This window comes from Streptomyces sp. NPDC000348, from assembly GCF_042898795.1.
Lineage (GTDB): Bacteria > Actinomycetota > Actinomycetes > Streptomycetales > Streptomycetaceae > Streptomyces.
The window spans coordinates 558,001-577,459 of sequence record NZ_JBIAZD010000001.1 but is presented as its reverse complement, the minus strand read 5'-3'; the positions used below and the strand labels follow the sequence as shown (position 1 = coordinate 577,459).

Here is a 19,459-nt window from a genome sequence, read left to right as displayed (position 1 = left end):
CCCCGCGCGGGCGTCGCCGTCGATTCTGCTGCCCAGGACCTGGGGGACCGACCGAGCGACAAAGGAGCTTGAAGTGGCGGTATTGGCACGCTGGTGCTATCGGCATCGGCTGGTGGTCCTGTTGCTGTGGGTGGGGGCGCTGCTCGGACTGGGGGCTTCGGCGAGCAGCGCGGGAACGAACTACGCGGAGGTCTTCTCGCTGCCGGACACGGACTCCAAGCGGGCGTACGACCTGATGGAGAAGGCGTTCCCGGAACGCGCCGGCGACACCGACACCGTGGTGTGGAAGGTCGACGAGGGCTCCGTGCGCGACGACTCCGTACGGTCCCGGATCGAGCCAGCGCTGACGGAGATCGGGCGCATGGAGGGCGTCGGCGCCGTCACGAACCCCTACGGCGGGCAGGGCGCGGCACAGATCAGCGAGGACGGGCGGATCGCCTACGCGCAGGTCACGTTCGCCGAGCAGGCGGACGCCGTGCCGAAGGAGCTGGTCCAGGACGTCGTCGACACGGCGCAGGACGCCGCGCGCGACGGGCTCCAGGTGGAGCTGGGCGGCCAGGCCATCACGCGCGTCCAGGAGCCGCCGACGGGCACGGCCGAGCTGGTCGGCATCCTGGCCGCCGCGGTCGTGCTGTTCGTGGCCTTCGGCTCGGTCTTCGCGATGCTGCTGCCGATCGTGGTCGCCGTCTTCGGCGTCGGCACCGGCATGTTCGGCACGCAGCTGCTCAGCCATGTCACGAACGTCCCCGAACTCGCCACGCTGCTGTCCACGCTGATCGGTCTCGGCGTCGGCATCGACTACGCCCTGTTCATCGTCACCCGGCACCGGCGCGGCATCCTGCGCGGCGCCGACCCGGAGGAGGCGGCGGTCACCGCCCTCAACACCTCGGGCCGGGCGGTGCTGTTCGCGGGCGGCACGGTGTGCATCGCCCTCGCCGGGATGCTGGTGACGAACCTGCGGTTCCTGGACGGCGTGGTCATCGGCACCACGCTCACCGTCGTGCTGAGCGTGCTCGCCGCCGTCACCCTGCTGCCCGCGCTGCTCGGCCTGCTCGGCCACCGGGTGCTCAGCCGCCGCCAGCGCCGCAGGCTCGCGGAGCAGGGCCCGCAGACTGAGGCGGTGAGCGGTCTCGCCGCGCGCTGGTCCGCCGGCGTCCAGCGCCGCCCGCGGTCCGTGGCCGTCCTGGCCGTCGTCCTGATGGCGGCGCTCGCCGTCCCGCTGCTGTCGCTGCGCCTGGGCACCGTGGACCAGGGCAACGACGATGCCTCCATGACCACCAGGCAGGCCTACGACCTGCTCGCCGAGGGCTTCGGGCCCGGCTTCAACGGCCCGCTCCAGGTGGTCGTGGACGGTGAGGCGCCCGACAACCTGGTGACCGTCCTGGCGGAGACCGAGGGCGTCGCCCAGGTCGCCGCCGTACCGCCCGCGAACGGCGTCACGGTCATCCAGGTCGTCCCCACCACCTCCCCGCAGGCCGAGGAGACGGACCGGCTCATCGACACCCTGCGCGACGACGTCCTCCCGGAGGCGGGCGTCGAGGCCCACGTCGGCGGGGTGACCGCGGTGTCCAAGGACTTCGCGACGGTGACCGGCGAGCGGCTGCCGCTGTTCATCGGCACGATCATCGGCCTCGGCTTCCTGCTCCTGCTGCTCGCGTTCCGCTCCCTGGTGGTGCCGCTGACGGCCGCCGTGATGAACCTGCTCGCGGCGGCGGCCTCCTTCGGCGTCCTGGTGGCGGTCTTCCAGTGGGGTTACGGCCTGGACCTGCTCGGCCTCGGCACGGAGGGCCCCATCGCGTCCTTCCTGCCGATCATCATGCTGTCGCTGCTGTTCGGGCTCTCCATGGACTACCAGGTGTTCCTGGTGAGCCGGATGCACGAGGAGTGGGTGCACACCCGGGACAACGCCCGCGCGGTCCGCGTCGGCCTCGCGGAGACCAGCCGCGTCATCAACTCCGCGGCCCTGATCATGGTCTGCGTCTTCCTCGCCTTCGTGCTCAGCGGCGACTACGGCGCCGCCATGGCGGGCGTGGGACTGGCCGCCGCGGTCGCCCTGGACGCGTTCATCCTGCGTACGGCACTGGTGCCGGCCGTGATGCACCTGCTCGGGAAGTCCAACTGGTGGCTGCCGGCCGGGCTGGAGAAGCGGCTGCCGCATCTGGCGGTCGAACCGAAGGAGGAGGCCCTGCCCGGGTCCGCCGAGGTCCGGGACCCGCAGGGTTCCTCCTCGGTGGTCCACGGCTTCGTCCGCACGGCCGACGGCGAACCCGTCGAGGGCGCCGCCGTCACCCTGCTGACCTCGGGCGGCCGCCGGCTGGACCGTGTGGTCTCCCTCGCCGACGGCTCGTACATCGTCTCCGTACCGGCCCCGGGCGCCTATCTGCTCGCGGCCACGGCGACCCCGCTCGGCTCCCGCGCGGCCCACGTGACCGTGACGGACGGTCCACTGGTGCACGACGTGGAACTCGTACCCGGTGAGGTGGACGCCGTCAACTGACGGTGCCGGGGCGCCCGTCGTCGGCGGGCGCCCCGTTCCCCTTCTTCGCCGGGTCGGGGAGCGCCTTCGTCATCCCGGGCAGGAACTCCGTGAACAGTTCGTGCACCTCGCGCACCAGCGGCCGCAGCACCCGGAAACGGGCCAGGGCGATGCCCCGCGCGGTGAGCCGGGCGCCGCGCTCGGCGAGCCGGTAGCTGCGCTCGCGGCCCTCGGTGCGGTCGAAGATCCAGTACAGGACGAGCCCCATCTGGGACAGCCACATCAGCTCGGGCAGGGCGTCCCGCAGCTCCTCGGGCACCTTGGTCCTCGTCCCGGCGAGCACCGCGCGGTGGACGCTGATCGCCTCCACGCGCGCGTGCTCGGACTCGGGGGAGAAGGGGCTGAGCGGACTGTCCGGGTCGGCGGCGTTCTTGAAGAACTGCACCGCGAACTCGTGGTACGGGGTGGCGATGTCCAGCCACGCCTTCAGCACGCCCGCTATCCGGGCCTCCAGGTCGGTCTCCCGGGCCAGGACCTCCCGGACGGCCGCCTGGTGCTCGGCGGCGATCCGGTCGTAGAAGCCCTGGATCAGGTGTTCCTTGCCCTCGAAGTAGTAGTACGCGTTGCCGACGGAGACCCCCGCCTCCTTGGCGATGGCCCGCATGGTCGTCTTGTCGTACCCGCGCTCCTGGAAGAGCCGCATGGCGGTCTCGAGGATCAGGGCGCGGGTCTGCTCGGACTTGCTGAGGGGGGCGCCGTCGCCGGGGCCGTCGTTCTTCGCGGGCACGGAAGGAGCCTAACGCCAGGAAGCGCCCGCCCTACGGGGCGGTGCAGGTGCCCGCGGCGCAGCCCGGCGGGGTGTGGCTCCAGCCGTGGCGCGGGTCGTACGTCCACCCGTCGCCGCGGTGGTACACGCCCCCGCCCCATCCCGTCGTGGATCCCCGCCACTTGGCGGCGGCCAGCACCGCGCCCCTGGCGAGCCGGGCGCCGGCGGGAGTGCTCAGCCGGTGGGCCAGCGGCCGGTACTCGCGCAGCGCCCACAGCGTGACGATCCACGCGGCGGCCCCCCGGTACACCTGCCCGCCGTCGCCGACCACGGTGATCTCCTCCAGCGTGGACCCGTGATCGAGGTCCGGGAAGCGGGCCCGCGCCGCCTCCGATCCCGCCGGGACCGGCTCCAGCGGCACCAGCTGCGGCCGGCGCACCAGCCAGTCCCGCAGGAAGGCGCACAGGGAGCACTCGGCGTCGTACAGCACGGTGAGCCGGCGGACCGGGACGCGTGCGGCGCCCCGGTCCTCGACGGTGGCCGTCACGCCGCTCACGCCCCGGCCCGAGGGGCCGCCCAGCCCTGCGGCGGCACCGGCGGGACCTGCTCCCGCTCCATCACCCCGCGCCGCCGGATCCTGTTGAGCACGTACACGTTGCCCAGGTGCATCACGCCGAGCACCAGCAGCACCACGCCGAGCTTGGTCGACAGGGCCTCGAAGACGCCGCGGGTGTCGGTGATCGTGTCGTCGTCGCTCAGGTACAGCGCGACGAAGCCGAGGTTGACGAGGTAGAAGCCGACCACCAGGAGGTGGTTGACGGCGCCGGCGAGCTTCTCGTTGCCGTGCAGCACGTCGGCGAGGAAGACCCGCCCGTTGCTGCTGAGCGTGCGGGCCACCCAGACGGTCAGCGCGATGCTGACCACCAGGTAGATGACGTAGGCGATGACCGTGCGGTCCATGTCCCCCAGCCTTTCTTGAACGCGTTCAAAACGCTGACGGGAGAGACTCTAGACCTTCTTTTTGAACGTGTTCAACTCAAGGGTGGGGTGGGCTGCGTCACGCATCCGCCGTGTTCGGTGTGCGGCTCAGTCGGCCTTGCGGGGCCGTCCCGCCCGGAGGACCTCGGCCACGTCCAGGGTGACCTTGGCGCCGATGGAGTCGGGGAGGGTGACCTGCCGGCCGGGGGAGTGAAAGCGGTGGGTGACGTAGCCGTCCCCGGCCGGGTCGGTCAGAACGTGTACGCGCTGGTGTTCGCGGTCGACGACGACGTAGACGGGGATCTTCGCCTCGGCGTAGGCGGCGACCTTGGTCTTCAGGTCGTTCTTCCAGTTGCTGGAGGTGACCTCCAGGACGAGGCGGAAGCAGACCGGGTCGTAGCAGTTGTTCTCGATGAGGTGGTCGTCGATGTCGGAGTCCACGACCACCAGATCAGGAATCGCGTAGTCCTCGGTGTCGGTGGGCAGCCAGAGGCCGACGCCCTGGAGCACTTCGGTCTCCCCGCCGTGCAGTCCGGCTGTGAAGAAGGGGAGCATCAGTGTGGTCAGGGCGCGGGCGTGCGGGCCGTCCGGTGGGGGGGACACGAGGATCTGGCCTCCGAGGATCTCGACGCGGTAGCCCGGAAGTCGGTCCATGAGACGGTTCGCCTCCGCGATCAGCGGACGCTCGTCGTGGGGCCGCTCGACGGATGCTGCGGACATCGCGTGCCTCCTGGGGGGCTGGTGTCGAGACCATCATCGTAGGGCGGGAGACGCCCTCACGTCCGTCTCAGCCGCGTTCACCCGAACGTGGGGCATATGCCGGAGGGCCCCGTCTCCGGCGGAGACGGGGCCCTCACGGACCTGAACGAACGAGGTACCTCAGTAGCGGCGCGTGATCAGCGCACGCTTCACTTCCGCGATCGCCTTGGTGACCTCGATACCGCGCGGGCAGGCGTCCGTGCAGTTGAAGGTCGTGCGGCAGCGCCAGACGCCGTCGCGGTCGTTGAGGATCTCCAGGCGCTGCTCGCCGGCCTCGTCACGCGAGTCGAAGATGAAGCGGTGCGCGTTGACGATGGCCGCCGGGCCGAAGTACTGCCCGTCGTTCCAGAACACCGGGCACGACGAGGTGCAGGCGGCGCACAGGATGCACTTGGTCGTGTCGTCGAAGCGCTCGCGGTCCTCGGCGGACTGCAGCCGCTCGCGCGTCGGCTCGTTGGTGTCCTTCGTGATCAGGAAGGGCATCACGTCCCGGTACGCCTGGAAGAACGGCTCCATGTCCACGACCAGGTCCTTGAGGACCGTCAGGCCCTTGATGGCCTCGACCGTGATCGGCTTCTCGGGGTTGATGTCCTTGATCAGCGTCTTGCACGCCAGGCGGTTCTTGCCGTTGATCCGCATGGCGTCGGAGCCGCAGATGCCGTGGGCGCAGGAACGGCGGAAGGTCAGCGTGCCGTCCAGGTCCCACTTGATCTTGTGCAGCGCGTCGAGGACACGCTCCTTGGGGTCGATCTCCAGCTGGAAGTCTTCCCAGGTCGCCTCGGCCGAGACCTCCGGGTTGAACCGGCGGATCCGCATCGTGACGGTGATGTAGGGGGAGTCGGCGAAGCCGGGCCCGGGGGAACCGGCCGCGTCCGCCTTGTCCAGAACAGGGGTAGCCATCAGTACTTACGCTCCATCGGCTGGTAGCGGGTCTGGACGACCGGCTTGTAGTCCAGACGGACGGTCTCGGTGCCGTCGGCGCCGACCTCGCGGTACGCCATCGTGTGGCGCATGAAGTTGACGTCGTCGCGGTTCGGGTAGTCCTCGCGGTAGTGACCGCCGCGGGACTCCTTGCGGGCCAGCGCGGAGACGGCCATGACCTCGGCCAGGTCGAGCAGGTTGCCCAGCTCGATGGCCTCCAGCAGGTCGGTGTTGAACCGCTTGCCCTTGTCCTGGATGGCGACGTTCTTGTAGCGCTCGCGCAGCTCGGCGATCTTCTCGACCGCCGTCTTGATCGTCTGCTCGGTGCGGAACACCATGACGTTGGCGTCCATGGTCTCCTGCAGCTCACGGCGGATGGTGGCCACCCGCTCGTTGCCGGTGGAGGACCGCAGCCGCTCGATCTGCTCGACGACGAACGCCTCCGGGTTCTCCGGCAGCTCGACGAAGTCGGCCTTCTGCGAGTAGTCCGCCGCCGCGATGCCGGCCCGCTTGCCGAACACGTTGATGTCCAGCAGCGAGTTGGTGCCCAGGCGGTTGGCGCCGTGCACGGACACGCAGGCGACCTCGCCGGCCGCGTACAGGCCCGGGACGACGGTGGTGTTGTCCGCCAGGACCTCACCCTCGACGTTGGTCGGGATGCCGCCCATCGCGTAGTGCGCGGTGGGCTGGATCGGGATCGGGTCCGTGTACGGCTCGATGCCGAGGTACGTCCGCGCGAACTCCGTGATGTCGGGCAGCTTGGCGTCGAGCTGCTCCGGCGGGAGGTGCGTGAGGTCCAGGTAGACGTGGTCGCCCTCGGGACCGCAGCCGCGGCCCTCGCGGATCTCCGTGTAGATGGAGCGCGAGACGACGTCACGGGAGGCGAGGTCCTTCATGACCGGCGCGTACTTCTCCATGAAGCGCTCGCCGTCCTTGTTGCGGAGGATGCCGCCCTCACCGCGGGCGCCCTCCGTCAGCAGGATGCCCATGCGCCAGATGCCGGTCGGGTGGAACTGGAAGAACTCCATGTCCTCCAGCGGCAGCCCGCGCCGGTACACGGCCGCCTGGCCGTCACCGGTCAGCGTGTGCGCGTTCGACGTCACCTTGAAGAACTTGCCGGTGCCGCCGGAGGCGTAGATCACCGACTTCGCCTGGAAGACGTGGATCTCACCGGTGGCCAGCTCGTAGGCGACCACACCGGCCGACTTCCTGACGCCGTCGACCTCGGTGATCAGCTGGTCCAGGACGTAGAACTCGTTGAAGAACTCCACGCCCTCCTTGACGCAGTTCTGGTACAGCGTCTGGAGGATCATGTGACCGGTGCGGTCGGCCGCGTAGCAGGAGCGGCGGACCGGGGCCTCGCCGTGGTTGCGGCTGTGACCGCCGAAGCGGCGCTGGTCGATGGTGCCATTGGGCGTCCGGTTGAACGGCAGGCCCATCTTCTCCAGGTCGAGGACCGAGTCGATGGCCTCCTTCGCCAGGATCTCGGCGGCGTCCTGGTCGACCAGGTAGTCACCGCCCTTGACCGTGTCGAAGGTGTGCCACTCCCAGTTGTCCTCCTCCACGTTGGCCAGCGCGGCGGCCATGCCGCCCTGCGCGGCGCCCGTGTGGGAGCGGGTGGGGTAGAGCTTCGTCAGGACGGCCGTGCGGCTGCGCTTCGTCGACTCGATGGCCGCGCGCATGCCCGCGCCGCCGGCGCCGACGATGACGGTGTCGTACTTGTGTACCTTCATGAGTTTCGCAGCCCCGTGCCTAGCGGATGTTCGGGTCGAAGGTGAAGATCACCAGCGTGCCCAGCAGGATGGTGAACACCGTGGCGGTGTAGAGCAGGCCCTTGAGCCACAGCCGGGTGTTCGGCCGCTCCGCGTAGTCGTTGATGACCGTGCGCAGGCCGTTGGCGCCGTGCAGCATCGCCAGCCACAGCATCAGCAGGTCCCAGACCTGCCAGAACGGCGAGGCCCAGCGGCCGGCCACGAAGGCGAAGCCGATCTTGGAGACGCCGCCGTCCAGCACGAGCTGGATCAGCAGGTGGCCGATGACCAGGACGACCAGGACGACGCCGGACAGGCGCATGAACAGCCAGGCGGCCATCTCGAAGTTGCCGCGCGTGCTCTTCGGGCTCTTCTTGGTCCGCTTGCGCGGGGGCTCGATGACCGGCGCCGGGTTGTCGACGGAGTAGAGCGCGTCGCCCTCGACGGGGCCGATGCCCGAGGCGGTGGTGTCAGTCGTGGACATGGGTGTCAGCTCCCGAACAGTTCACGAGCGGCGTGGCCGAGTACGGGGTAGATCGCCCCGAGCATCAGCACGAGCCACAGGGCGACGACGGTCCAGAGCATCTGCTTCTGGTAGCGGGCGCCCTTGACCCAGAAGTCGACGGCGATGACACGCAGGCCGTTGAGCGCGTGGAACAGGACGGCGGCGACGAGGCCGTACTCCAGCAGCGCGACGATCGGCGTCTTGTACGTGGCCACGACGGTGTCGTAGGCCTCAGGGGACACCCGCACGAGGGCGGTGTCCAGCACGTGAACGAACAGGAAGAAGAAGATGAGGACGCCGGTGACTCGGTGAGCCACCCAGGACCACATTCCTTCCCGGCCGCGGTACAGCGTTCCAGCCGGCACGGAAGTTTCCTCCGGGAGCGGGGTTCGGGGCCGCGCCGGCTTTCCTTGTCGGTCGGGCCCGGCCGGGTACGGTCCACCGGCCCCCAGCATGTTAGCGACGCTTGCCCGCGGTGCTTACAGCGGGCCTGCCGGTGTGATCAAACTGGCACGCTTACGGGCTACCGGCTGCCACCGGGGTGGGGGATATGCGGTCGATCGCCCGGATCGGCCCCGTGGCGGTCCTGCGCGCCCGCGCGGCGAAGCCGCAGGTCGTCAGAGCCCCGCGCCCCTGGCCAGGTCCGTCAGGCGCCCTCGTGCCAGACGCCGGAGCTCCTCCGCCGCCACCGCCCGCTCCTCGTCCGGATCGTTGGCCAATCGTGACCGGATGTCCTCCAGGACCCGGCCCAGGGTCTCCTCCTCGGGGACGCCGTCCAGGCAGATGACGAACACGTGGCCGAACTTGGCCGCGTACGCCGTGTGGGCCGCGGTCAGGGCCGTGTGGGCGGCGGAGTAGGTGCCGTCGGGGAGGGCGGGGAGGGACTCCGCCGCCAGGGCCTCCGTCAGCTCCTCGGGGGAGAGGTCGTACGCCGCCTCGTCGGAGGCCGCCAGGAGGGACGGCAGGTCGGGGTAGGGGCGGTGGCCGGAGAGGCGCAGGGCCCAGCGCAGGCTGCGCAGGCAGCCCAGGAGGGCGCGCTCGGCGTCCTCGGCGGGAGCGGCGTTGAACCGCTCGAGCGCGGACGGGGTGCCGGGCGCGTCGCGGGACTGCCCGGGTATGACGACTCGGCCGGGGAGGTCTGGGAGACGGTGCGCAGGCAGCGTGGGTCCTCGTGGGCGTCGCGTGTGTGTCGGTGGAAGATGCTGTGAGAGTTGTGACGACACGTTATCGAGTGAGTCCGAGACGTGTCCGATCGGTACCCCGAATTCACCCGGACGGCAGAGTTTGAGGACGGCTCGTCGACGCCCTTCACCCGTTCGGGTCGTACGTTGGCTGGGTGAGTCGGCACAGGCAGCACAGGCAGCACGGACAGCACAGGCGCCGCGCGGCGGCGGGGGCGGTGCGGCGGCGACGGGTGCCGGCCGTGGCCCTCGCCGCGGGCGCGGTGGTGGCCGCGTCCGGCGTGGGCCTCGGCCTCTGGGCGGCCTCGGACGGCGACGGCGCGTCCGCGGGCGCGACGGCGGCCTCCTCCGCGCGGAGCCCCGGCGGTCCGGACGAGGCGGCCGGGACGACGGGCGGGGGCCCGAGCCCGAGTCCGAGCCGGACCCACCCGCTGTCGAAGGCGCCGCGCACCATACCCGCCGTACGCGACCACACCGCGGAGCGCGGCCCGGGCTGGCGTCCCGCGAAGGGCCACCGGGTGGTCGTGGACGATCCCGCGCTGGCCGACGAGGGGCGTCTGACGGCCGGCGAGCTGGGGCTGGCGTACGCGGGGGAGCGGGACGACCGGCGCGCCGGGGACCTGCGGCTGGAGCTGAACCGGGACGCGGGCGCGAACCCCGAGTCGTACACGATGACCGTGCGGGACGGGCGGGTGACCATCAGCGCCCCCGGCGAGGCGGGCGCGTTCTACGGCACCCGCACGCTCAAGCAGGAGATCGAGGGGGCCGGCGGCGCCCCCGAGGGCGTGGTGCGCGACGAGCCCGCCAAGCAGCGGCGCGGGCTGATGCTGGACATCGCGCGCAAGCACTACACCGCCGGCTGGATCGAGGACCGGATCCGTGAGCTCGGCGACCTGAAGTTCAACGAGATCGGCCTGCACTTCTCCGACGACCAGGGCTTCCGCGTCGAGTCCGACTCGCATCCGGAGATCGTCTCCGCGGACCACCTCACCAAGGCGCAGGTGAAGGAGATCGTCGATCTCGCGGCGAGCCGGCACATCACCGTCGTCCCCGAGATCGACTCGCCCGGACACCTGGGCGCGGTCATCGCCGCCCACCCGGACCTCCAGCTGCGCGACGTGAACGGCGGCGCGGTGCGCGGCGCGATCGACATCTCGAAGCCCGGGTCCGCCGAGATCGTCGACGACCTGCTGGACGAGTACGCCGGGCTCTTCCCCGGCGGGCAGTGGCACCTGGGCGGCGACGAGTACCAGGCGCTGGTGGTCCCCGACCCCGAGGCCTCGTTCCCGGGGCTGGCCGCCGCCGCGCGGGAGAAGTACGGCTCCGGCGCGACCGTGGAGGACCTGACCACCGGCTGGCTCAACGACCGGGCCGCCACGGTCCGCGCCCACGACCGCACGCCCCGCGCCTGGAACGACGGCTTCTTCCGGGACGGGTCGGTGCGGGCCGCGGAGGACATCCAGGTCGCCTACTGGACCGGCAAGGAGATCGGCGCCCGGCAGCCCGCCGAGTACCTGAGCGAGGGCCGCAAGGTCGTCAACCACAACGACGAGTTCCTCTACTACGTGCTCGGGGAGCCCCTGACCTTCGTCTATCCGACGGGGGAGCGGATCTACGAGCAGTGGACGCCGCTGGTGCTGCGCGGCACCACCGCCGTCCCCGAGCGGTACGACGACCAGATCCTCGGCGGGTCCCTCGCCGTCTGGGGCGACATCCCCCGGGCCCAGACCCAGGACCAGGTCGCGGCCGGGATCCGGCTGCCGCTGCGGGCGACCGTCCAGAAACTCTGGGACCCGGACGAACCGGAACTGTCGTGGGCGCAGTTCCGGGACCTGGCGGGCCGGCTGGACTGACCGGGCCCCGATCCGGTGGCCGAAAACCTCTCCTTCCGCCTGCTCGACCGGCTCGGCGCGGTGCCCCTGTGACACTCCCGGCCCGTCGCACGCAGTAGGGGGAAATGCGGGCTCCGTGAGGGATGGGGCACGTGAGGGCCTCGTCAGGGGCTCGCGAACACCCCTTGAGGAGGCGTGGATGAGCCTGGTGGACCTGATCGCACAGGCCGACGAGCGCGGACTGGCCGTGAGTGGATTGGCTTGTTTGGATCGGTGCGTGCCGCTGCTGGGCGGCGACGACGAGGTGCTGCGGCCGCTCTGGGCGAGCCTCGCCCGGGCCGCGCCCGCCGGTGACTGGGCCCAGCGGCTGGAGGAGGCCCGCGGCACGCTGGACGCGGCGGCCGGCGGCGCGGACGAGGCCGCGGTGCTCGCGCACCGGATGCTCGCCGGCGCCCCCGCCGAGCGGTCCGCCGCCGGGCTGCGGGAGTGGGCCGACGACTGCTCCCTCGCCGCGCTGCGGATCCACCGGCTGCTGGACGGCGCCGCCGACGACTGCGGCCTCGCCGACGCCCGCTGTGACGACCGCCCCGACGGCCTGTCGCCGCTGCTCGCCGCCGAGCTGCGCCGCCAGTCCACGGTCCTGGAACTCCTCGCCGCCCACGGCCCGGCGGGCCTGCGCACGGCCCGCGAGGTCTGCACGGAGGGGCGCCGGGTGCTGCGCGCCGTGGTGTCCCGCCGCAGCCGCAGGGACACCTGAGCCCACGACTGCGGCCCGACCCGGACCGCAGTGACGAAACGCTTTGCCGGCGCGCTTACCAGGATGTGACGACTGCGACGACTGTGACGACACAGCAGGAGACCAGGCCCCAGGCCGCGACCAAGCCGGTCCGCTGGGCGGCGGACGCGGTGGCGGCGATGCGCGAAGGAGCACGGCTGCGCCTCGACTACTCGGCGCGCAGTCTGTGGAGCGTCGACCGGATGATCGAGGACATACGCCAGGAGGCGGCCCCGCTCGCCGCCGTGGAACTGGTGCTGCGCGGGTTCGGCGCCTACGCCGGCGAGGTGATCGCCCGCCAGACCGGCGGCGAGTGGTGGTCCTCCGGCGGCGACCACTGGGTCCGCACCCCCGACGGCCGCCTCTGGGACCCGATCGAGGAGGCCCGCCGCTGCTACACGGGCGACGGCTCGCTGCGCCTGCTGTGCCGCGACGCGTCGGACGGCGAACGGACCTGACGCACGCGACGGCCGGGGCCCCGCACGGTGTGCGGGGCCCCGGCCGTCGTCGTACCGGGTGCGGATTACGGCGCCAGGGCCTGGCCCAGCCGCACGTCCGCCGCCAGGCCGAGGGCGCCCCTGCCGAAGACGTACGAGTCGCCGTAGCCGAGGCCCGAGCCGTTGCTCGGCAGGTACAGGAGCACACCGTCCCAGGTGTCCTCGCCCTCGGCCCCGGCCGTCAGGTCCGCGCGGCCGTAGCCGGACAGGTCCGTCAGGGACACCGCGGAACCGAACCGGTCACCGGACTCGGTGGCGCCGGCGATGCCGGAGGTGTCCTGGGAGACGCCCACCGCGCCGGAACCGGTGAGACCGGAGGAGCCGCCGCGGAACAGGAGCACCTGACCCGCGTCCTTGCGGCCGGCGCCGCTGCGGGTGAGGTCCTCGCCGGGGGCGCCGGCCAGGACGTCGGCGTAGCCGTCGCGGTTGTGGTCGCCGGCCGACACCGAGGTGCCCAGCGCGTCACCGGACTCGTTGGAGCCGGGGACGCCGGAGGTGTCCTGGTGGAGCGTCCTCATGCCGGTGGTGGTGAACCCGGTCGACGTGCCCAGGACCATGGTGATCCGCCCGCCCGGCGCCGAACCGCCGGACTCGGCGGCCACCGGCTGGCCGATGACGATGTCGTCGTAGCCGTTGCCGTTGAAGTCGCCCGCGGCGATGGAGCGCCCGCCCTTGACGGAGATGACGCCCGCCTTGGTCAGGCCGGACGCGGAACCCGCGAAGCGGACGACACGGCCGGTCCCGCCGGTGTCGCGGTAGTTGAGGGCGATGTCCGCGTAGCCGTCCCGGTTGAAGTCGCCGCTCGCGGCGTCCAGGTAGGAGACGGACCCGGTGGAACCGGTGAGCGTGCCGTACGCGGTGGCGCCGCCGGTGTGACGGGCGTTCCAGTTGCCGCCCCCGCCGGTGCCGGCCGCGAACACGTCCGCCGTGCCGTCACCGTCGAAGTCGCCGACGGCGACCGTGGTGCCGAGCTTCGCGCCGGTCTGCGTGACGCCCGAGGTGGAGTACGAGAAGCCGGTGTTCAGCTCCGGGCCGTACATCACCGCGACCCCGCCGCGGTCGGTGTGGCCGCTGGTGTCGTTCTCCCCGGGGACGCCGATCGCGAGGTCGGCGTACCCGTCGCCGTTGACGTCGCCCCAGGCGGTGGAGGTGCCGAAGCCGTCACCGGACTCGTCGGAGCCGGGGACGCCGGGGCTGTTCTGGGTGAGCGTCCTCTTCGCTCCGGTGACCGGGCCGTTCGGCCCGCCGGGGATCACGGTCACGCTGCCGCCGCCGCTCGAGGCCTTCGGGGTGCCGGCGACCAGGTCGGCCAGGCCGTCCCGGTTGTGGTCCGAGGTGGCCAGGGCGTGCGAGACGCCCGGGTTCCCGGCGAGCGAGGCGATGAGGGACAGCTTCGGGTAGAGGTTCGCGCCGGGGCAGGCCGTGTAGTTGGTGTCCCGGTGGCCGAAGACCCGCGGCAGGGTGACCGACTCACCCTTGTCGATCTTGTTGCCGGTGACGCCGGCCTCCGTGCCGGAGGTCAGCGTGACCTTGCCGGTCGGGTCGATGCCGTACATGCCGAACTTCCAGGCGACGACCCGCGCGATCGAGTCCAGCGCGGCCCGGCTCGGCCGGGCGCTCTCGAAGTTGCCCAGGTACGAGATGCCGAGCGTGTCGGTGTTGAAGCCGACGTCGTGCGCGCCGGTCACCGGCAGGTCCATGCCGCCGCTGCGGCCCTCGAAGATCTGCCCGCAGCGGTCGACGACGAAGTTGTAGCCGATGTCGTAGTAGCCGCGCGCGAAGTGCTCCTGCTGGATGGAGCGCATCCGGGCCCGCGAGTCGGCGCAGGACACGCTGTTGTCGCTGTCGACGCCGGTGTGGTGGACGACGGCGGCCTTGATCTCGGTGCCGTAGCTCGGCGTGCCGTCGTAGTCCGTGGACGCGCCCCACTCGGCCTGGGTGATGACCGGCGGCTTCACGACCGTCGAGGGCCGGGGCTCGGGGACGGTGGGCGTCGGCTCGGGGGACGCGGTCCCCGCGGCCGTCTCCGAGGGGGTGCCGGTCGGCTCCGCGGAGGCCGTGTCCGTGTCCGTGGGGGTGGCCGTGTCCGTGGCGGGCGTCTCCGTGGCGGGCGTCTCCGCGGGGGCTGCGGTGCTCTGCGTCCCCGTCGGCTCCGGGGTCACCGGTGCCGTGGTCTCCGCCGTGAACGCGGCCGGCTCCATGTCCGCGACCGTGGGCGCGCCCTCGGGGTCCGTGCCCGGGTCGAGGAGCTTGACGTCCATGCCGGCCGGCTGACCGCCCGCCTGGGTGCCGTCGGCGTTCACCACGCGCACCTCGACGCCGTCGGAGTCGTCGGTCCACACCGACGCCGTGCCGCCGCGGGTCGCCGCCCGCTCGCCCTCCGCGCCGTCGGCCTGGCTCGGCTCGTCCTCCAGCTTCTGCCAGCCGGACCAGGTGCCGGTCTCCAGGTCCCGGGTGCGCACCTCGGGCGTGCCCTTGGCGTCCGCCTCCGGGTTGTCCCAGGTCACCAGCACCGCGCTGAAGCGCTCCGTGGCCTGCCGGTCGAGACCCCGGCGGCCCGCGCCCCGGTTCTCCAGCTCCAGCGTGTGGACGCTCGGCTCGCGGGCCTCCTCCCGCGGGCCGGCCGGCGCGGACGACTGATCGGCCACCGCGTACGTGACGACGCCCGCGCCGCTGAGCACGACGGCCCCGACGGTCAGCCAGGTCCGTCGTTTCAGGCTGAGCGGCTTGTACGCATGGGTCCTGCGAGGACTCAACTACCCCACCCCTAGAGAAAGCACATGGACACCACCTGTCCCACAGGTGGCACTCATCCAGCGCCGAGCACAGGCCAAACGTCACACGTGGCGTCACCGGATCCGCCCCTCCCCCGAAGGGCCCTCGCGGACGTCCGGGAGGCCCAAAGGTTGTATGCCTCCTGTCAGTTGACCGTGTGGTGATCGCCACGTCCGCGGCCCGTGATGATCACGGTCCGCCGGCCGCTTGGTTCCCGGGGGATGCGAACGGGTGCCCCGGTGAGTCGAGTCGAGGGGCGGTGTCGCATGGAGGCGGCGGACGAGCGGGTACCGGGCGCGGGACGGATGCGGCCGCACGCCGCGGCCTTCGTCGCCCTCGCGACCGCCCGCGGCAGGCTTCCGCTGGACTACTCCGTGGCCAGCCTGCGTCTGGTCGACGCCCTGGTCGACGGGCTCCGCAAGGGCGGGGCGGACCGCGAGCGGGTGCACGACACGCTGTTCGGCCTCGGCGCCTACGTCGGAGAGGTGCTGGTGCGCCGCGCGGGCGGGGTGTGGGTGGACCTCGACGAGCGGCAGCGCGCGTCCTTCGGCCAGCCGGTCGGGGTCCGGATGCCCGACGGCCGGATCTGGAACCCGGTCGGCAAGGTGCACAACCGGTTCGAGGCGGGCGGCCCGCAGGAGTCGCTGCAGACCTTCTACCTGGTGCTGCACGGCCGGGCCCGGCGGGCCGTCGCCTGACCGTCGAACGGGGCGGCACGGCGGGACTCCGTCGTAGGGGGAGCGGGCGGACCGGCCCGCGTCCGCGTGTGCCGCACGGGGCGTGTGACGAGCTGTGACACTTTCGTGGCGCCGGACGCTGATGACCGTGGGGGTGCGGGCGCTGTCGGACGTGCTCACACCAAGCGATAGCGGTGCGCTACGCGTTCGGTACGGACGAGGACGGTTCTTGGGCCACGGAGGGGAATCCCGCCGCGCACAGGCGCACGACGGGGAGCTGGGCGCGGCCGTCGTGCGGGCCCAGAAGGGCGACGAGGCCGCCTTCGCCGTGGCCTACCGGCTCGTGCAGCCCGGCCTGCTCGCCTACGTGCGCGGGCTCGTCGGGGACGACGCCGAGGACGTGATGTCGGACGCCTGGCTGGAGATAGCCCGCGACCTGGGGAGGTTCAAGGGCGACGGGGCCGGCTTCCGGGGCTGGACGGCGACCATCGCCCGGCACCGGGCGCTGGACCACCTGCGCCGACAGCGGGTACGGCCCCGGCCGTCGACCCTGGAACAGGACGTCCTGGACCTGCCCGGGCCGCAGAGCACCTACGACCAGGCCATGGAGGCCATGTCCACCGAGTACGCCCTCGCACTGGTCGGCGGGCTGCCGCGCGACCAGGCCGAGGCCGTGCTGCTGCGGGTGGTCGTCGGCCTCGACGGCCCCGCCGCCGCCCGCGTCCTCGGCAAGCGGCCGGGCGCGGTGCGGACGGCCGCGTACCGGGGTCTGAAGCGTCTGGCGAAGCAGCTCGGCGTCGAGAGTGTGACGGATGAGGCGTCGCGGACGCTGGGTGAGTCGACATGAACGTCGGCCGGGACGGCGGACACGGCGGGCGGCGCGGCGACGCACGCCCCGGGCCGGCCGCACCCGGCGGCCCACGACGGCCCCCGAGGGCCGTCGGCTGAACAGGCCGGACACGTGGAGCGTATCCGTCGGTCCGGGCGGCGGCGCCCACGCGGCCGGCCCGTACGGGCGCGGCGGTCCGGGCGGGCCGCGGCGGCGGACATCAAGTGGAACGAGCAGGGACGGGAACGGACATGGGTGAACGGCAGAACGACGGCGGGCCGGCCGGCCGTCGGCGTGTGCACCCTGAGAGGGGCGCGCCGCCCGGGCCCGGCGGTCCGGATTCCGTCACGGGTGGGCGCCGGGTCGTCGACGCCGCCGACCTGGAGGCGCTGCTCGCCGGCGCGCTGATCCGCCGCGGCGTGGACGCCGGGGCCGAGCAGCGGGCCGTCGCCGCGTTCCTGGCGGCCCGGGAGTCGGGGGCGCAGGGCGCGCGCACCCGGCGCCGGGACGACTGGCGGCCCCGGCGGAGCCGGCTCGGCCGCCACTCGCTGAAGGCCACGCTCTCCGTACTGGCCGCCGGTCTCACCCTGAGCGGGGTCGCGGTCGCCGGCATTGGCGTGACGGACTCGTCCACGGACGGCCCGGCGGAGGACGGCAAGGGCACCCACGCCCCGTCGCCCGGCGCCACCGGCCCGTCCACCGGCGGCCCGGCCGGCCCGGGCGCCGGGGGCGACCGGCCGGACCTCCCGGGGACCGCCCGGGAGACCGAGGCCCACTGCCGCGCCTACGAGGAGGTCCGGGGGCGCGGCAAGGCGCTGGACTCGACGGCCTGGGAGCGGCTGACGGAGGCGGCGGGCGGCGCGGCGAACGTCGACGCCTACTGCGCCGGGCGGCTGGGCGGGGCGGCGGGGGCCGAGGAGCGGTCCGCCGGCACCCGGACGCCGGAGGCGAAGGGCGACGAGGAGGCCGACCGGTCCGGAAACGGCCCCTCCGGCACCCCGGGCGACAACGCCACGCGCACCGCGGGCAACGGCCCGGGCGGTGCTCCGGGCACCGCCGGCAACGGCTCCGGCGGCGGTTCGGGCACCGCGGGCGACGGCGCGGACGGCAGCACGGGCAAGCCCGGGAACCCGGGCGCCGAACGCCCGTAGCGCACCCGTACGCCCCGCCGCCACGGGGCACGGCTCACCGGCGGTCCGTGTCCCGTGGGGTGCCTGGGGCCGGATGCCGGTTTTGAGACCAAGGCTGTTGATTTCAGGCCGAAAGACATCCCGCGCTTTACGGATGTACTCGCCACTGATTGAGGATGAACTCGGAAGCAACACGTCCCATTCACTGTGTGGTGGTACCGAGTACTCCGCTCACGTTCAGGACCTCGTGGCACTCCGACGCCTGACGACCCGTGGCCGGTGTACCGGGCTTCGCGCAGGTCACGCTGATGGTCACCGTGTCGTTCTCGGGGATCTCGATGGGGGTGACCCAGTGGTAGTCCTGGTTGCGGAACGTCTCCAGCGCGATCGTGGTGATCTTGCGGTCGCCGAAGGTGATCGTCAACACGCCCTCGTCGCCCTGGAAGTTGGCGACGACGATGTCGGTGACCCCGAAGACGCTGTTCTCGGGCACCCGGTAGGTGCCGGTCCCGGTCGACCCGGCGCCCGTCCTCAGGTCGATGGTCGCCGAGCTCTGCCGGCCGCCGGCCGCGGTGCCGTCCCCGGCCGAGGAGCCGTTTCCGCCGCCGCCCGGCCCGGTCTCCGCCCCTGCCCCCGCCCCCGACTCCTGGCCGCCGCCTCCGGGCCGGCTGTCCGCGCCGGTGCCGGGGGACCCCCCGCCGGCCTCCTGCTCCCCGGCCGGCGTCGGCCGCGGCCGGACCGCCTCGGTGGCCGCCTCCTCGGCGGCGCTGCGCACCGCGGGACGGACCAGCGTGAACCAGGCGAGCAACAGCGCGAGCAGCGCGGCGAGCAGCACCAGCAGCCACTTGGGGAAGACCGGGATCTGGACGAACTCCGCGTCCAGCGGCGGCCCTGCGACGGGATCGTCCCGGCGGGCCTGGGCCGGCTCCTCCCGGTCGACGGCCTCCGTGGTCTCCACGGTGAACGGCCACACCACGGGAGCGCCGAACCACACCGGCTTGGCGGTACGGACCCGCAGCCCGACCTCCGCCGACTCGCCGGGCTCCAGCTTCGGCTGCGCCGGGTCGAAGACGAACCCCAGCTCCTCGCCCGCCTGCCCGGCGGTGAAACGCGCCCGCACCGCGGTGTTGCCCCGGTTGCGCACGGCCAGCCGGTAGCGGCCGCGCAGCCAGCCGCGCCGGCGGCGCGGGGACAGCTCGGCCCGCAGCTCGTGGAACTCCCCGATGTGCACGGTGGTCTCGAGGACCCGCACCGCGTCGGGGTGCTCGTTCGGCAGCACCCGCACCCCGAGGGGCGTCTCACCGGCCCGGACCTCCGGGGAGCGCGGCGGCTCCAGACGGAGCGTCACCGTCTCGGAGGTGCCGGGATACAGGGAGACGCGCGCCGGTTCCACCGTGGTCCAGGCGGCGCAGTCCCCGACGACCTCCAGGTCGTACGCCTCGACGATGTCGCTGTCGTTGCGCACCGTCAGGGTGGTGGTGGCGATGTCGCCCGGAGTCACCGTCACGGCCGGGATGTCGAGGCCGGGCGCACCGGGACCGGAAGAGGCTGCGGAAGGCGTCACGCCCTCACCGTAGGAACGCGCCCGGGAGCGCGGCCAGGAACGC

General features: G+C 72.6%; 18 protein-coding genes. 7 read left to right on the top strand and 11 right to left on the bottom strand.

Annotation, left to right across the window (positions count from 1 at the left end):
• Window positions 1-82: 82 nt before the first annotated feature.
• Window positions 83-2,497, top strand: coding sequence for an MMPL family transporter (locus ACFY3N_RS02695; protein ID WP_390815029.1), 2,415 nt, complete (start codon window positions 83-85; stop codon window positions 2,495-2,497).
• Here ACFY3N_RS02695 and ACFY3N_RS02690 read toward each other — a convergent pair.
• The 9 genes from ACFY3N_RS02690 to ACFY3N_RS02650 all read right to left on the bottom strand — a co-directional run bounded on the left by ACFY3N_RS02690 (window position 2,490) and on the right by ACFY3N_RS02650 (window position 9,379).
• The gene (locus tag ACFY3N_RS02690; RefSeq protein WP_390814829.1) at window positions 2,490-3,263 is read right to left on the bottom strand and encodes a TetR/AcrR family transcriptional regulator; all 774 of its coding nucleotides are present in this window, start codon (window positions 3,261-3,263) and stop codon (window positions 2,490-2,492) included. The genes ACFY3N_RS02695 and ACFY3N_RS02690 overlap by 8 nt on opposite strands.
• A 31-nt stretch (window positions 3,264-3,294) precedes the next feature.
• Window positions 3,295-3,798 (bottom strand): thiol-disulfide oxidoreductase DCC family protein, encoded by a 504-nt coding sequence (locus ACFY3N_RS02685; protein ID WP_390814828.1) that lies wholly within the window; start codon window positions 3,796-3,798, stop codon window positions 3,295-3,297.
• Window positions 3,795-4,202, bottom strand: coding sequence for a hypothetical protein (locus ACFY3N_RS02680; protein ID WP_390814827.1), 408 nt, complete (start codon window positions 4,200-4,202; stop codon window positions 3,795-3,797). Before ACFY3N_RS02680 ends, ACFY3N_RS02685 begins: the two co-directional genes overlap by 4 nt.
• 126 nt (window positions 4,203-4,328) lie before the next feature.
• Entirely contained in the window at window positions 4,329-4,940 is a 612-nt protein-coding gene (locus ACFY3N_RS02675) for a Uma2 family endonuclease (protein ID WP_390814826.1), read from the bottom strand.
• A 159-nt stretch (window positions 4,941-5,099) separates the two neighbouring features.
• Window positions 5,100-5,879: a succinate dehydrogenase iron-sulfur subunit gene (locus ACFY3N_RS02670; protein ID WP_390814825.1), complete on the bottom strand. Its 780-nt coding sequence runs from the start codon at window positions 5,877-5,879 to the stop codon at window positions 5,100-5,102.
• A complete protein-coding gene (gene sdhA, locus ACFY3N_RS02665) occupies window positions 5,879-7,633 on the bottom strand; it encodes a succinate dehydrogenase flavoprotein subunit (RefSeq protein ID WP_390814824.1) in 1,755 nt (584 codons plus the stop codon). Before sdhA ends, ACFY3N_RS02670 begins: the two co-directional genes overlap by 1 nt.
• A gap of 19 nt (window positions 7,634-7,652) precedes the next feature.
• On the bottom strand, window positions 7,653-8,135 hold the full coding sequence (locus ACFY3N_RS02660; RefSeq protein WP_390814823.1) for a succinate dehydrogenase hydrophobic membrane anchor subunit: 483 nt from the start codon (window positions 8,133-8,135) through the stop codon (window positions 7,653-7,655).
• Window positions 8,136-8,140: 5 nt separating this feature from the next.
• Complete coding sequence (gene sdhC / locus ACFY3N_RS02655) at window positions 8,141-8,521, bottom strand: succinate dehydrogenase, cytochrome b556 subunit (protein ID WP_390814822.1); 381 nt, start codon at window positions 8,519-8,521, stop codon at window positions 8,141-8,143.
• 252 nt (window positions 8,522-8,773) lie between these two features.
• Window positions 8,774-9,379 carry a 2-oxo-4-hydroxy-4-carboxy-5-ureidoimidazoline decarboxylase gene (locus tag ACFY3N_RS02650; RefSeq protein ID WP_390814821.1) on the bottom strand — a complete coding sequence of 202 codons (606 nt, stop codon included), beginning with the start codon at window positions 9,377-9,379 and terminating at the stop codon, window positions 8,774-8,776.
• A 176-nt stretch (window positions 9,380-9,555) separates the two neighbouring features.
• On the opposite strand from ACFY3N_RS02650, the gene ACFY3N_RS02645 reads away from it, so the two are divergent.
• From ACFY3N_RS02645 to ACFY3N_RS02635, 3 genes are all read left to right on the top strand, one after another.
• Window positions 9,556-11,190, top strand: coding sequence for a glycoside hydrolase family 20 protein (locus tag ACFY3N_RS02645; protein ID WP_390815028.1), 1,635 nt, complete (start codon window positions 9,556-9,558; stop codon window positions 11,188-11,190).
• 178 nt (window positions 11,191-11,368) lie between these two features.
• The gene (locus tag ACFY3N_RS02640) at window positions 11,369-11,926 is read left to right on the top strand and encodes a hypothetical protein (protein ID WP_390814820.1); all 558 of its coding nucleotides are present in this window, start codon (window positions 11,369-11,371) and stop codon (window positions 11,924-11,926) included.
• An 83-nt stretch (window positions 11,927-12,009) separates the two neighbouring features.
• Entirely contained in the window at window positions 12,010-12,402 is a 393-nt protein-coding gene (locus ACFY3N_RS02635; protein WP_390814819.1) for a hypothetical protein, read from the top strand.
• Between the two features lie 65 nt (window positions 12,403-12,467).
• Here the strand turns inward: ACFY3N_RS02635 and ACFY3N_RS02630 are convergent, their stop codons facing one another.
• Window positions 12,468-15,197, bottom strand: a complete 2,730-nt coding sequence (locus tag ACFY3N_RS02630) for an N-acetylmuramoyl-L-alanine amidase (RefSeq protein ID WP_390814818.1) — start codon at window positions 15,195-15,197, stop codon at window positions 12,468-12,470.
• 285 nt (window positions 15,198-15,482) lie between these two features.
• Between ACFY3N_RS02630 and ACFY3N_RS02625 the strand changes: the two genes are divergently transcribed.
• The 3 genes from ACFY3N_RS02625 (at window position 15,483) to ACFY3N_RS02615 (ending at window position 17,873) form a co-directional block, all read left to right on the top strand.
• Window positions 15,483-15,914: a hypothetical protein gene (locus tag ACFY3N_RS02625; protein ID WP_390814817.1), complete on the top strand. Its 432-nt coding sequence runs from the start codon at window positions 15,483-15,485 to the stop codon at window positions 15,912-15,914.
• 208 nt (window positions 15,915-16,122) lie between these two features.
• Window positions 16,123-16,740 carry an RNA polymerase sigma factor gene (locus ACFY3N_RS02620; RefSeq protein ID WP_390814816.1) on the top strand — a complete coding sequence of 206 codons (618 nt, stop codon included), beginning with the start codon at window positions 16,123-16,125 and terminating at the stop codon, window positions 16,738-16,740.
• A 233-nt stretch (window positions 16,741-16,973) separates the two neighbouring features.
• Window positions 16,974-17,873 (top strand): hypothetical protein, encoded by a 900-nt coding sequence (locus ACFY3N_RS02615; protein ID WP_390814815.1) that lies wholly within the window; start codon window positions 16,974-16,976, stop codon window positions 17,871-17,873.
• A 181-nt stretch (window positions 17,874-18,054) separates the two neighbouring features.
• Here ACFY3N_RS02615 and ACFY3N_RS02610 read toward each other — a convergent pair whose 3' ends face one another.
• Window positions 18,055-19,416 carry a hydrolytic protein gene (locus ACFY3N_RS02610; RefSeq protein ID WP_390814814.1) on the bottom strand — a complete coding sequence of 454 codons (1,362 nt, stop codon included), beginning with the start codon at window positions 19,414-19,416 and terminating at the stop codon, window positions 18,055-18,057.
• Between the last annotated feature and the right edge of the window lie 43 nt (window positions 19,417-19,459).

Coding starts and splice junctions, on each gene's coding strand:
- ACFY3N_RS02615 (WP_390814815.1), top strand. CDS start 16,974: ATGGGTGAACGGCAGAACGACGGCGGGCCGGCCGGCCGTCGGCGTGTG.
- ACFY3N_RS02625 (WP_390814817.1), top strand. CDS start 15,483: ATGGAGGCGGCGGACGAGCGGGTACCGGGCGCGGGACGGATGCGGCCG.
- ACFY3N_RS02640 (WP_390814820.1), top strand. CDS start 11,369: ATGAGCCTGGTGGACCTGATCGCACAGGCCGACGAGCGCGGACTGGCC.
- ACFY3N_RS02675 (WP_390814826.1), bottom strand. CDS start 4,940: ATGTCCGCAGCATCCGTCGAGCGGCCCCACGACGAGCGTCCGCTGATC.
- sdhA (WP_390814824.1), bottom strand. CDS start 7,633: ATGAAGGTACACAAGTACGACACCGTCATCGTCGGCGCCGGCGGCGCG.
- ACFY3N_RS02660 (WP_390814823.1), bottom strand. CDS start 8,135: ATGTCCACGACTGACACCACCGCCTCGGGCATCGGCCCCGTCGAGGGC.
- ACFY3N_RS02680 (WP_390814827.1), bottom strand. CDS start 4,202: ATGGACCGCACGGTCATCGCCTACGTCATCTACCTGGTGGTCAGCATC.
- ACFY3N_RS02670 (WP_390814825.1), bottom strand. CDS start 5,879: ATGGCTACCCCTGTTCTGGACAAGGCGGACGCGGCCGGTTCCCCCGGG.